Origin of the sequence: Streptomyces sp. SAT1, from assembly GCF_001654495.1 — a bacterium.
Taxonomy (GTDB): domain Bacteria; phylum Actinomycetota; class Actinomycetes; order Streptomycetales; family Streptomycetaceae; genus Streptomyces; species Streptomyces andamanensis.
The window spans coordinates 3482164-3494470 of the sequence record NZ_CP015849.1 but is presented as its reverse complement, the minus strand read 5'-3'; the positions used below and the strand labels follow the sequence as shown (position 1 = coordinate 3494470).

At 72.4% G+C, this 12307-nt stretch carries 15 protein-coding genes and 1 tRNA gene; 3 read left to right on the top strand and 13 right to left on the bottom strand.

Features of this window, described 5'->3' with window-relative positions; translation table 11 throughout:
- The first annotated feature begins 56 nt into the window (after positions 1–56).
- Entirely contained in the window at positions 57–824 is a 768-nt protein-coding gene (locus A8713_RS15155) for a TetR/AcrR family transcriptional regulator (protein WP_064533977.1), read from the top strand.
- 18 nt (positions 825–842) lie between these two features.
- On the opposite strand, the gene A8713_RS15150 is transcribed toward A8713_RS15155, so the two are convergent.
- A complete protein-coding gene (locus tag A8713_RS15150; RefSeq protein ID WP_064533976.1) occupies positions 843–1316 on the bottom strand; it encodes a PPOX class F420-dependent oxidoreductase in 474 nt (157 codons plus the stop codon).
- Positions 1317–1353: 37 nt separating this feature from the next.
- On the bottom strand, positions 1354–1710 hold the full coding sequence (locus A8713_RS15145; protein ID WP_064533975.1) for an STAS domain-containing protein: 357 nt from the start codon (positions 1708–1710) through the stop codon (positions 1354–1356).
- Positions 1711–1981: 271 nt separating this feature from the next.
- On the opposite strand from A8713_RS15145, the gene A8713_RS15140 reads away from it, so the two are divergent.
- Entirely contained in the window at positions 1982–2704 is a 723-nt protein-coding gene (locus tag A8713_RS15140; RefSeq protein ID WP_051115809.1) for a GAF and ANTAR domain-containing protein, read from the top strand.
- Between the two features lie 38 nt (positions 2705–2742).
- Here A8713_RS15140 and A8713_RS15135 read toward each other — a convergent pair whose 3' ends face one another.
- The 3 genes from A8713_RS15135 to A8713_RS15125 form a co-directional block, all read right to left on the bottom strand.
- Positions 2743–3564, bottom strand: a complete 822-nt coding sequence (locus A8713_RS15135) for a YceI family protein (RefSeq protein ID WP_064533974.1) — start codon at positions 3562–3564, stop codon at positions 2743–2745.
- A gap of 105 nt (positions 3565–3669) precedes the next feature.
- Positions 3670–6171, bottom strand: coding sequence for an MFS transporter (locus A8713_RS15130; protein ID WP_064533973.1), 2502 nt, complete (start codon positions 6169–6171; stop codon positions 3670–3672).
- 83 nt (positions 6172–6254) lie between these two features.
- The gene (locus tag A8713_RS15125) at positions 6255–6749 is read right to left on the bottom strand and encodes a MarR family winged helix-turn-helix transcriptional regulator (protein ID WP_018566331.1); all 495 of its coding nucleotides are present in this window, start codon (positions 6747–6749) and stop codon (positions 6255–6257) included.
- Between the two features lie 272 nt (positions 6750–7021).
- On the opposite strand from A8713_RS15125, the gene A8713_RS15120 reads away from it, so the two are divergent.
- Positions 7022–7219 (top strand): hypothetical protein, encoded by a 198-nt coding sequence (locus A8713_RS15120; RefSeq protein ID WP_064533972.1) that lies wholly within the window; start codon positions 7022–7024, stop codon positions 7217–7219.
- Between the two features lie 140 nt (positions 7220–7359).
- Here A8713_RS15120 and A8713_RS15115 read toward each other — a convergent pair whose 3' ends face one another.
- The 8 genes from A8713_RS15115 to A8713_RS34250 form a co-directional block, all read right to left on the bottom strand.
- Positions 7360–8268, bottom strand: coding sequence for an RNA polymerase sigma factor SigF (locus A8713_RS15115; RefSeq protein WP_064533971.1), 909 nt, complete (start codon positions 8266–8268; stop codon positions 7360–7362).
- Positions 8269–8515: 247 nt separating this feature from the next.
- On the bottom strand, positions 8516–9376 hold the full coding sequence (locus tag A8713_RS15110; RefSeq protein ID WP_064537514.1) for an RNA polymerase sigma factor SigF: 861 nt from the start codon (positions 9374–9376) through the stop codon (positions 8516–8518).
- Positions 9377–9618: 242 nt separating this feature from the next.
- Entirely contained in the window at positions 9619–9912 is a 294-nt protein-coding gene (locus A8713_RS15105) for a Dabb family protein (RefSeq protein ID WP_064533970.1), read from the bottom strand.
- The gene (locus A8713_RS33130; RefSeq protein ID WP_173860784.1) at positions 9912–10082 is read right to left on the bottom strand and encodes a hypothetical protein; all 171 of its coding nucleotides are present in this window, start codon (positions 10080–10082) and stop codon (positions 9912–9914) included. The genes A8713_RS15105 and A8713_RS33130 overlap by 1 nt, the downstream gene beginning before the upstream one ends.
- Before the next feature lie 136 nt (positions 10083–10218).
- Positions 10219–10303 (bottom strand) — tRNA-Ser (locus A8713_RS15100).
- Between the two features lie 67 nt (positions 10304–10370).
- Entirely contained in the window at positions 10371–10802 is a 432-nt protein-coding gene (tadA, locus tag A8713_RS15095) for a tRNA adenosine(34) deaminase TadA (RefSeq protein ID WP_064533969.1), read from the bottom strand.
- 212 nt (positions 10803–11014) lie between these two features.
- A complete protein-coding gene (locus tag A8713_RS15090) occupies positions 11015–11551 on the bottom strand; it encodes a tRNA adenosine deaminase-associated protein (protein ID WP_064533968.1) in 537 nt (178 codons plus the stop codon).
- A 366-nt stretch (positions 11552–11917) separates the two neighbouring features.
- Complete coding sequence (locus tag A8713_RS34250; RefSeq protein WP_064537513.1) at positions 11918–12127, bottom strand: hypothetical protein; 210 nt, start codon at positions 12125–12127, stop codon at positions 11918–11920.
- Positions 12128–12307 lie beyond the last annotated feature (180 nt).

Here is a 12307-nt window from a genome sequence, read left to right as displayed (position 1 = left end):
GCCCGCGGAGGGAGATCTAGCATGACGGGCGTCGGGACGGCTGAGGAAGGTGCGCCATGGTGAAGGCAGCGGGAGCCAGGGGCGCGGCCCGGACCAGTGTCTGGCTGGCGGGCAGGGAGCGCCGGGGCGGGCGCGGCGGCGGGCAGCCGTCCGGGCTCGACCGGGAGCGGATCACCGCGGCCACCGTGCGGCTGCTGGACGCCGACGGGCTGGCCGCGTTCTCCATGCGCCGGCTCGCCGCCGAGCTGAACGTCACCGCGATGTCCGTCTACTGGTACGTCGACACCAAGGACGACCTCCTCGAACTCGCCCTCGACGCCGCCTTCGCCGAGCTGCGCCTGCCCGAGGCGGAGGCCGGCGCGGACTGGCGCGAGGAGGTGCGCTCGCTCGCCGCCGAGTACCGCGCGCAGCTGGTGCGCCACCCCTGGGTGTCCCCGCTGTACGGCCGCTACCTGAACATCGGCCCGAACCACCTGGCCTTCTCGCGTGCGGTGATGGGTGTCATCGGCCGCACCGGACTGCCCGAGCACCGGGTGGCCGGCGCCATCGCGGCCGTCTTCCAGTTCGTCTACGGCTACGGCACGATCGAGGGCCAGTTCCTGAACCGGTTCGCGGACAGCGACATGAGCGCGGACGACTACCACCGGCAGGCGATGCGCGAGGCGCTGGAGCACCGGACGGCGGCGGACGTCATGCGGCGGTCCAAGGAGATCAGCGACGCCCGCGGCGGCGACACCGTCGCGGAGATGCTCGACCGCGACTTCGCCTTCGCCCTCGACCTGCTGGTCGCGGGCATCGAGGCGATGGTCGCCCGCGGCGGCTGAGCGCCCCCGCCCGGCCCGCTACGGCTCCCGGGGCGCCAGGCGCGCCGGGAAGCCGCCGGTGGCGACCGGGCCCCAGCGCTCGGGAGTGATCCGGATGAGCGACTTGCCCTGGCCGATCATCGCCTGCCGGTACTCGTCCCAGTCGGGGTGCTCACCGGCGATGGTGCGGTAGTACTCCACGAGCGGCTCGACCGAGTCCGGCGCGTCCACGACCTCGGCGGTGCCGTCGATCTGCACCCAGGGCCCGTTCCACTCGTCGCTGAGCACGACGAGGGCCACCCGGGCGTCCCGCTTGGCGTTGCGGGTCTTGGCCCGCTCCGGATAGGTGGAGACGACGATCCGTCCGGCGCCGTCCACCCCGCAGGTCAGCGGAGAGGCCTGCGGGCCGCCGTCGGCGCGCCGGGTCAGCAGCAGGGCGCGGTGGCGGGGGCGTACGAAGTCGAGGAGTTCCTCGCGCGAGACGCGGGTGTTGGTCGCGATGCTGGGTGCCATGCCCGCAGCCTAGGCGCCGGCACCGCCGAGGGCCCGCTCAGGCCCGCAGCGCCTGCTCCGGGTCGTCGTACACCGGTACGTCCCGGCGCACGCCGGTGACCTCCAGGACGCGGCGGGGGATGCCGTACGGGGCCGCCGCGACCCGCAGCCGGATGTGCGGGGGCAGCCGGTGCAGGACGTCGAGGACCAGCCGGGCGCCCTGGGAGTCCATGAACTCGGTCTGGGTGAGGTCCAGCACCAGCAGGCGCAGCCGGGCGGGGCGGGCGGCCGCGTGCGCGAGGACACCGGCGCACAGGGCGGGGGCGTTGGACAGGTCGATCTCGGGCGGCAGGACGAACAGCGTGCCGCGGCCGGGCACGTCACGCACCCGGCACGGGCTCGGGATGTGGGTCATGGCACTCACCTGGGGGATAGGTGGACATCCGTCCGGTCAAGGCCCGTCCGGCGGGCCGGGGGCCCCTCGTCGGCAGGCCGACGGAACCCAGGCCGCTTCCTGACCCGTCGTACCCCATTCCACCACTCCCACGCGCCGGTTCCCAGGGCCCGGGGCCGACCGTCAACCAGGCGTAAGACTCCTGGAAGGACGAGATAAGGTTCTGCTCGTCCTGTGCTCGCAGTCGGGAATGTGCTGCGGAGCTCTCCTGCGCATGGCCTTGGTGCCGTGCATGCCGAAGAGGTTCGTGGTGCCTGCGTCCGACTTTTCTGAATTGCCCCGTTTTTCGGGGGGCATCGAGCTGTCCGAGGCCCTGACCGTGGCCGCTCAGCAGCTTCATGACACCGACAGCCCGCACAACACCATGCGCGCCGCCGTCCGGCTCGCCGTGCACCTGCTGCCGGGCGCCGAGTACGCGGGCATCGCGGTGCTCGACCGCGCGGCTCCGCCCCGCACGGTGGCCTGGAGCGACGACGTCGTACGCGCCGCCGGGGCCCCGGACGGCGACGGCGCCCAGCCGCCCTACTGGGACGGGCTGTGGCAGGCGCCCGTGGTGCGGGTGACCGACAGCGAGACCGAGGACGGCTGCGCGGCCCTGGCCGCCGCGGGGCTGCGCTCGGCGCTCGCGCTGCGGCTGCGCGCCGAGAAGCGGCGGCTGACGGTGCTCACCGCCTACTCCGGCAAGCCACGCGCCTTCGACGCCACGGCGGTCCGGGTGGGGCGGCTGTTCACCGCTCATGTGAGCCTCGCCCTGGACTCGGCGACCGTGCGCGAGCAGCTCACCGAGGCGATGCGCACCCGCGACCTGATCGGCCAGGCCACCGGCATCCTGATGGAGCGTCTGGACATCGACGCGGCCGAGGCGTTCGACAGCCTGGTGCGCGCCTCGCAGCGGGAGAACGTCAAGCTGCGCGACCTGGCCCGCCGCCTCGTCGACACGAAGAACGCCACGTGAGGGCGGCGGCGGGGCCGGGGTGAGGTGCGGGGCGGACGTCAGGCCGCGGGCAGGGAGTCGCCCTGCACGGCCTGGATGTCCAGCTCCACCTTCAGGGTGGTGCCGATGGCGGCGATGCCCGCCTGGAGGACCTGGTTGTAGTTCATGGCGAAGTCCTCGCGCCGCAGTTCGGTGACGGCCCGGAAGGCGGCGCGGGTGCCGCCCCAGGGGTCGGCGCCGGTGCCGAGGTAGGCGAGGTCGAGGTCGACCGGGCGCACCACGCCGTGCATGGTCAGCTCGCCGCTGACCGTCCAGCGGTCCGAACCGGCGGCGGTCAGCGCGGTGCTCCGGAAGGTGATCTCCGGGTACCGCTCGACGTCCAGGAAGTCCGCGGACTTCAGATGGCCGTCGCGCATGCCGTTCCCGGTGTCGATGGAAGAGGCCCGGATGACCGCCTCCACCCGGGACTTGGTGACGTCGTCGGGGGCGATCTCGATGGTGCCGCCGAACTCGGTGAACCGGCCGTGCACGCTGGAGATGCCCAGGTGCTGGGCGACCGCGGCCACCGAGGAGTGCGCCGGGTCGATGGTCCACGGCCCCGGCGGCGGCAGCTCGGTGCCGCCCTGGCGGGCCAGCGTCACCGTGCCCGCCTCGGCCCGCCCGCTGGCGGTGACGATCGCGCTGGCGGCGGCCGGCGCGTACCCGACGGCGGTGACGATGACGGTGTACGCCCCCGGCGCCAGCTCGGTGGTGTCCCGCACCGCGCCCTCGTGGTCGGCCTCGGCGCGCAGCACCTGCGTCCCGGTCATGTCGGTCACCGTGACGACCGCGTGCGACACGGCCCATCCGTCCCGGGTGCGGATCCTCGCGGTCAGTCCCATCCCGTTGTCTCCCTGAGAAGCCTTGCGAAAAAAGTCCGGAAAATGACCGGCCCGCGGCGGGGCGCCTCCACTGGGAGCGCGCCCCGCCCCGGGCCGGGGGCTGAACTACTCGCCGGGGTGGGCGAGTTCGATGTCGTGGTCGTCGACACCGCGGCCCGAGACCGCGAGCGCCGTCGCCACCGGCGGGTAACCCGTCGCGATGACGGTGTACTCGCCGCTGTTCAGGTCGGTGAAGGCGTACGCCCCGTCCGCGCCGGTGGTGGCCGTGCCGACCACGTTGCCCGCCGCGTCGACCAGCGTCACGCGGGCGTCCGCGAGCGGACCGTGCGGGGCCCGCACGACGCCCTGGAGCTGCGCGCCGGAGTCCAGGTCGACCTCGATCCGGGTGACCCCGGCGCCGCCGACCTCGACGGGCAGCGCGCGCGGCCGGAACCCGGCGGCGTTCACCGCGACGGTCACCACGCCCGGCACCAGCTCGGCGAAGGAGAACTCGCCCTGCTCACCGGTGGACCCGGTGGCCAGCAGATCGCCGCGCACATCGGTGACGATCACCATGGCGTCCTTGACCGGGAGGGTCGTCTCCGCGGCCCGCACGACACCGCTCAGTCCGCTGGTGCCGCTGAGCAGGATGTCGAACGCCACCGGCTCGTCGTGGACGACGATCGTGGACGCCTGCGGCTGGAAGCCGTCGGCGGAGGCGATCAGGACGTACGAGCCCGCGCCGGGCGTGTCCACCGTGTAGCCGCCGTCGGCCTGTGCGACCGCGCGGCCGAGCTGGCGGCCCGTCAGCGAGATCAGCGTGACGGCGGCCCGGGGCACCGGGGCGCTCTCGGCGCCGCGGACGAAGCCGTGCACGGGGACCCCGCCGCCCGCGGGGGCGGCGGCCGGCTCCCGCGGGGCCGCCGTGGCGACGGCGGCCAGCCGCTGGGTGCCCTCGGGGCCGGTCTCCGTGGTGGCGGCGGCCGTGGCCCAGCTGGGCACCTTGTCCTCGGCCGGGGCCGCGAACTGGTCGGCGGCCGCGAGGGGGGCCTGCTCCTGGGCCTCGGCGACGGCCGGGGCCGCCACCGGGTCGACCGGGGCCGGCTCGCCCTCGGCGGACTGCGCGAGACCGCCCCGGGTGCGCAGCGGGACCTCCTTGATGAACAGCGTGATCAGGAAGGCGATGGCGGCCATGCAGCCGGCGATCAGGAAGATGTCGGCGATGCCGTGCCCGTAGGCGCTCTCGATGACCGTGCGCAGCGGCGCCGGGAGCTTGGCGACGTCCGGGATGGTGCCGGTGGACGAGCCGCCCATGGCGGCCTGGTACTTCGGGTCGAGTCCGGCCAGGCCGTCCTTGACGTAGTCGGTGATCCGGTGGGCCAGGACCGCGCCGAGCGCGGAGACGCCCACCGCGCCGCCCAGCGAGCGGAAGAAGGTGACGGTGGAGCTGGCCGAGCCGAGGTCGCTCGGGTCGACCTGGTTCTGCGTGCACAGCACCAGGTTCTGCATCATCATGCCGATGCCGAGACCCAGCAGGGCCATGAAAATGGCCATCTTCCAGTAGTCCGTGTCGTACCGGATGGTGCCCAGCAGGCCGAGGCCCGCCGTCACCAGCACGCCACCGCTGACCAGCCACGCCTTCCAGCGCCCGGTGCGGGTGATGAACTGCCCGGAGACGGTGGAGGAGACGAACAGGCCGCCGATCATCGGGATGGTCAGCACACCGGACATGGTCGGGGTCTTGCCCCGGGCCAGCTGGAAGTACTGGCTGAAGAAGACCGTGCCGGTGAACATCGCGACACCGACGAAGAGCGAGGCGAGCGACGCCAGCGTGATCGTGCGGTTGCGGAACAGCCGCAGCGGGATGATCGGCTCGGCGGCCCGGGACTCGATCAGCACGAACAGCAGGCCGAGGACGATCGATCCGCCGACCATGACGGCGCTCTGCCAGGACAGCCAGTCGTACTTGTCACCGGCGAAGGTGACCCAGATCAGCAGCAGCGAGACGGCCGCGGCGATCATGGTCGCGCCGGCCCAGTCGACCTTCACGTCCCGCTTGACGACGGGCAGGTGCAGGGTCTTCTGGAGGACGACCAGGGCGAGGATCGCGAAGGGCACGCCGACGTAGAAGCACCAGCGCCAGCCCAGCCACGAGGTGTCGGTGATGACACCGCCGAGCAGCGGACCGCCGACGGTGGCGACGGCGAAGGTGGCGCCGAGGTAACCGGAGTAGCGGCCACGCTCGCGCGGGGAGATCATCGCGGCCATGACGATCTGCGCCAGGGCGGACAGACCGCCGACGCCGACGCCCTGGACCACGCGGCAGACGATCAGCATGCCGGGGTTCTGCGACAGACCGGCTGCCATCGACGCCACGACGTAGATGATCAGGGCTATCTGGACGAGCGCCTTCTTGCTGTACAGGTCCGCCAGCTTGCCCCACAGGGGGGTCGAGGCGGTCATCGACAGCAGGGCGGCGGTGACCACCCAGGTGTAGGCGGACTGGCCGCCACCGAGGTCACCGATGATCTTCGGCAGGGCGTTGGAGACGATCGTGGACGACAGGATCGCCACGAACATGCCGAGCAGCAGCCCGGAGAGCGCCTCCATGATCTGCCGGTGCGTCATCGGAGCGCCGTCCGGGGAGCCGCCCCGTGCTTGGCGTGAGCCCGCACACCGGCTGGTGTGGTCGTTGCCATGGGCTTCCTTTACTACGTGCTTGCGGGTGTACGGGTGGTCTCTTCGATCACGGGCCCGGGGATCCGGACCGGCGTGGACCGGCAGTCGCCGAAGCTGTCGCGGAGCCTGGTCATCAGCCGGATGAGCTGGCCGACCTCGTCGTCGGTCCAGTCGCTCAGCCGCTCCGCCAGCAGGTGCGTGGTGCGCCGGGACAGGTCGTCGAGCCGGTCGTTCCCGGCGGGCGTCAGGCGCAGGATGCGCGAGCGCTTGTCCGCGGGGTCCGGCAGCCGGTCGATCCAGCCGCGCGCGGCGACGTGCGCGACATGCCGGCTGGTCACCGACAGGTCCACGGCGAGCAGCTCGGCGAGCTTGCTCATGCGCATGTCGCCGTGCCGGCCGAGCAGCGTCAGCACGGCGGCGGATCCGGCCGGGCAGTCGGGCGGCAGGATCCGCCCCATGTCCCGTTTCACGGCGCCGATGGCGCTGAGCTGACGCGCCAGCTCTTCGTACTGCGCGCGCTCGGCCATCACACCTCCCGTAATCGTTGCTTGGGGCAACCATAAGTTCGGTTGGTTGCTGAAGGCAAACAAATCCGGGGCCGGTGGCGCAAAAACTTGGCAAAGGCAAGTATTGCGAACGTAAACACGCAGGTGACGGGCGGGAACGCGTGTTCCCTGGCCCGAAGGCGGCGGAAGCGGTCGCCGGGGCGCTGTCCGGGGCGCGCGGCACCACCGGGCCAACAGCACAAACAGGCCCCCCACTTGGGCAGGGCCCCGCGTCTTCGCTAGGGTCTCGGCCCATGGCTAACACCCAGGGCCCCCAGGGCAACCACGACCCCGCCGGCAGCACCCAGATGTTCCGCGCGTTCGTCGACGAGGCCGCCCCTCAGGCGAGGCAGCAGCCGCAGGCGGCCGCCGGTCCGCGGGTCGGCCTGATCATCGGTGTCGTCGTCGCCGTGATCGTCGTCGCGGCCGTCGCCTGGCTGGCGCTCAAGTAGCACTCGTACGGGACGGCGGGCCGGGCCCGGCGGCCGGTACGCCACGGCCCGGCCGCGGCGGACAGCACGACGGCCGCCGACGCGCCGCGTGGGCGCCTCGGCGGCCGGTACGGGCCGGAGGACCGGGGTCCGGGCCGGGCTCAGTCCGAGATGAGCCCCTCACGGAGCTGGGACAGCGTCCGCGTCAGCAGCCGGGAGACGTGCATCTGCGAGATGCCGACCTCCTCGCCGATCTGCGACTGCGTCATGTTGGCGAAGAAGCGCAGCATGATGATCCGCCGCTCACGGGGCGGCAGCTTGGCGAGCAGCGGCTTGAGGGACTCGCGGTACTCCACGCCCTCCAGCGCCGTGTCCTCGTAGCCGAGGCGGTCCGCGAGCGAGCCCTCGCCGCCGTCGTCCTCGGGGGCCGGGGAGTCGAGCGAGGAGGCCGTGTACGCGTTGCCCACGGCGAGGCCGTCGACGACGTCCTCCTCCGACACCCCGAGCACCGTGGCGAGTTCGCCGACGGTCGGGGAGCGGTCGAGCTTCTGGGACAGCTCGTCGCTGGCCTTCGTCAGCGCCAGCCGCAGCTCCTGGAGGCGCCGGGGCACGCGCACCGACCACGAGGTGTCGCGGAAGAAGCGCTTGATCTCACCGACCACCGTCGGCATCGCGAAGGTCGGGAACTCCACGCCGCGTTCGCAGTCGAAGCGGTCGATCGCCTTGATCAGGCCGATGGTGCCGACCTGGACGATGTCCTCCATCGGCTCGTTGCGCGAGCGGAAGCGGGCGGCGGCGTAGCGGACGAGCGGGAGGTTCAGCTCGATCAGGGTGTCCCGGACGTAGGCACGCTCGGGGCTGTTCTCGTCGAGCACGGCGAGCCGCAGGAACAGGGAGCGGGACAGGGTGCGGGTGTCGATGGCCTCCGGGGCCTCGAACGCCGGTGCCGGGGCCGGGACGGCCGGAAGGGCCGCCACGTCGTCGAGGGCGTCGATCGGTTCGAGCGCCGGGGAAGGCGCCTCGCCCTTGGTGAGCGTGAGCACCTCGGAGCTGCCCTGGTCTGCGGACATGCCACCCCCTCTGGGTCGCGGGACGGTCGTGGCGGCGTTCTCTGACGAGGAGAACATCAGCCTTCACCTGAATACCGGAGCCGGAGCCACGGCAAACGCGCTTCCCGCAGAATGTCACATGTCGGCAACGCGCTGTAGTGACATGTCGACATCGCCGACATGAATCAGCCCTGGCGGCAAGGGGTCTGACGGTCTTTCGGACCGAAGGTGACAGGATCCGCCCTGGTGAGCGATTCGCTCGTGACGGTTATGCCTCGATCCTGTTTGCGGATCGCAGCCGCTGGAAGCTGCGCGCGAGCAGTCGCGAGACATGCATCTGGGAGACGCCGAGCTCCGCACTGATCTGCGACTGGGTGAGATTGCTGTAGTAACGCAGCAGCAGGATCCGCTGCTCGCGCTCGGGCAGCTGGACGAGCAGGTGGCGGACCAGGTCGCGGTGCTCGACGCCGTCCAGCGCCGGGTCCTCGTAGCCGAGCCGGTCGAGCAGTCCGGGCAGCCCGTCGCCCTCCTGGGCCGCCTCCAGCGAGGTCGCGTGGTACGACCGGCCCGCCTCGATGCAGGAGAGCACCTCGTCCTCGCCGATGCGCAGCCGCTCGGCGATCTCGGCGGTGGAGGGGGAGCGGCCGAAGGCGGTGGTCAGGTCCTCCGTCGCGCTGTTGACCTGCACCCACAGCTCGTGCAGCCGGCGCGGGACGTGGACGGTGCGGACGTTGTCGCGGAAGTACCGCTTGATCTCGCCCACGACGGTCGGCATGGCGAAGGTGGGGAACTGCACGCCCCGGTCCGGATCGAAGCGGTCGATGGCGTTGATGAGCCCGATCGTGCCGACCTGGACGACGTCCTCCATCGGCTCGTTGCGGGAGCGGAAGCGGGCGGCCGCGTAGCGTACGAGCGGGAGATTGGCCTCGATGAGCGCCCCGCGCACGCGGGCGTACTCCGGGCCGCCCGGTTCCAGCTGCTTCAGCTGGGCGAAGAGCACCTGGGTGAGGGCCCGGGTGTCGGCACCGCGCCGCTTCTCGGGGGGCGTGGCGGCCGGTGCGGAGGGCGCGGCCGCCGGCTGGGCGGAAGCTTCCTCCTGGGGCGGCGCAGTACTGGCCGACACGGTCAACGCCACCTCTTCGTCGATCAACTCATCCGTCAAAAGCGGTCATAGCATCACAAGACAGGCGCTAAGTGTTCAAGCACCGCATATGCACGTGTTGAGGGATGAATTAGTGCATCAGGTGTGTGTGGCGGCGCGTGCGCCAGGTGTGCGCGGACACGACGAAGCCCCGCACCGCTCGGGTGCGGGGCGCAGCGGGGGCCACGGGGCCGGGGAGGGCCTCAGGGGGTCCGTACGGGGCCGTACGGCTAGAACTCGTAGTCCGCGATCACCCAGGTGGCGAACTCCCGCCACAGGGCCACGCCCGCCTGATGGGCCGGGTGCTCCAGATAGCGCTTGAGGGCGTCCGCGTCCTCGACCGCCGAGTTGATGGCGAAGTCGTGGGCGATGGGCCGGTCGCTGATGTTCCAGCCGCACTCCCAGAAGCGCAGGTCCTCGATCTGGCCGCCCAGCGCCCGGAACGCCGCGACACCCTCCACGACGCGCGGATCGTCGCGCCGGACGCCCTCGTTGAGCTTGAAGAGGACCAGGTGGCGGATCATCACTTTCCTCCGTTCGCGGCCCAGGTCATGAAGTCACCGATGGCCTTGGCGGCGTTCGATATGCCCTCGAAGCCTATCTGGACGTAGTCGGCGGCCTTGGCCGGGTCGGTGATGACCACGTACAGCACGAAGACCACGAGCACATAGACGACGATCTTCTTGGCGTTCACCGCCACCGTCTCCCCCTGTCGCTGGTTGCCCCTGCCGTCGGCCGCCCCGTCGTCGACCGCCGCGCGCCGAGCGCTGTCGATGATCGCACGATAGTTGCACGAAGGGCCCCGTCCGACGGACGGGGCCCTTCTCAAGCGGTAGCGGAGGGATTTGAACCCTCGGTGACTTGCGCCACACTCGCTTTCGAGGCGAGCTCCTTCGGCCGCTCGGACACGCTACCGAGAGAGACCCTACAACACCCGGGGTCGTGGACCGAAATCCGTTTCCCGGGGCCGGGCGGGACGGGCTCAGCGGGCCCGGAAGAAATCCGTGAGGAGCCCGGCGCAGTCCCCGGCGAGCACGCCCTCGACGACCTCGGGCCGGTGGTTGAGCCGCCGGTCGCGCACGACGTCCCAGAGCGATCCGGCGGCGCCCGCCTTCTCGTCCCGGGCGCCGTAGACGACCCGGTCCACCCGGGCCAGGACGGCGGCTCCCGCGCACATCGTGCACGGCTCCAGCGTGACGACCAGCGTGCAGCCGGACAGCCGCCACTCGCCCGTCCGCGCGGCGGCCCGCCGCAGGGCGAGGACCTCCGCGTGGGCGGTCGGGTCGCCGGTCGCCTCACGCTCGTTGTGCCCGGCTCCGAGCACCGTCGTGCCGTCTCCGGACAGCACGACGGCACCGATCGGGACGTCGCCGCCCCGGACGGCGAGCCGGGCCTGCTCCAGAGCGAGCCGCATCGCCCCCCGCCAGGGATCGCGGACGGGGTCGGGGGCCGGGGCGGGGTCAGGGCCGGGGGCGGCTACGGGGCCGGGGGCGGCCCCGAAGTGCTCCGGGCGGTCCGGGGGGTCGGATCGGTCAGTGGGTCCGGGGTGGCCGGGACGTGGCGCGCCGGCCGGGTCGTGCGGTCCGGACGGGCGCGGTGTGCCGTCCGGCCGGGGCGGGTGCGGGGTCAGCGGACGGTCTCCAGCACCTCCGAGGCGCCCAGGACCTCGGCGATCGCACCCAGCGCGTCCTCCGCGTCCAGGGCGCGCAGCTCCTTCTCGCCGATGCCGAGGTCGTCGAGGATCTCGGCGTCGCCCAGCGGGCTGTGCGTGATGGTCTCGGCGGCACCGGGCTCCTCTTCCTCGTCGTCGGCGGAGGAGGGCTCGCCGTCCTCCGTGCCGTCGAGGTCCAGGGCGTCGAGATCGGGGCCGTCGTCACCGGGATCCCGGCCGAGCAGTTCGTCGGTGAGCAGGATCTCGCCGTACGAACTGCGGGCCGCGGCCGCGGCGTCCGACACGTAGATGCGAGGGTCCTCCTCGCCGTCCACCCGGACGACGCCGAACCAGGCGTCCTCCTGTTCGATGAGGACGAGCACGGTGTCGTCCTCGGCCGAGGCCTCCCTGGCCAGGTCGGCCAGGTCGGCGAGCGTCTCCACATCGTCGAGCTCCGTGTCGCTCGCTTCCCACCCGTCTTCGGTGCGCGCGAGCAGTGCGGCGAAGTACACCGTGACTCTCCCACTGGTCATAGGTGTGCCGGTCGGGGGTCCCCCCGGCGGAGGTCGTGGGCGGGAAGAAGCTGGGCTCCGAGCCCCACCCACTCGGAATCGTGGCAGAAACAAGGCGATCAGGGGACGTCTTCGGCTCCCTGTGTCCGGCTCTTTTACGGCTCGTCGGTAAAGGACTCACCAGCGCACTCGTTGCCGCCACCTGCGGATCGTACGCGGCATTGCCCGGCAGTCACGAAGGTCCGCCCCGGAACGTCGGCCCGGGATTCCTTCTCGCCCCGGGCTTCCCCCGGGCTTCGCCCGTACTTCCCCGGAGTTTCCCCGGAGCTTCCGCGGACCGGCGGGCGGGCGCCCGCCGGTCGCGCGCTACCAGCGGAACGTACGCATCCGCATCGCGTGCCGCAGCCGTGCGGCCTTGGCCCGCCGGGGCTGGACGCGGTCGCGCAGCTCGCGGGCCTCGGCGAGGTCGCGCAGGAACTGGGCCCGGCGGCGCCGGCGCTCGGCCTCCGTGTCGGCGCCCGGGTCGGTGTCCGCGCCGGTACCGGCGCCCGTGCCGGTCCTGGTGCCGGTGGTCATGGTGGCGCGGCTGACGGTGAGAGGGCTGGTGATCGGGCCCGTGCCCGGTCCGCCGGTGGGTGTGGTGCCGTCCGGGTCCGCGGGGTCCGGCTCCCGGCGCGCGCTCCTGCGGCGTACCGCCGCCGTGGCCGCGCCCCTCGGCCGCTCCGCCGCCGCTTCGGGCCGCTCGCCCGGCGACGG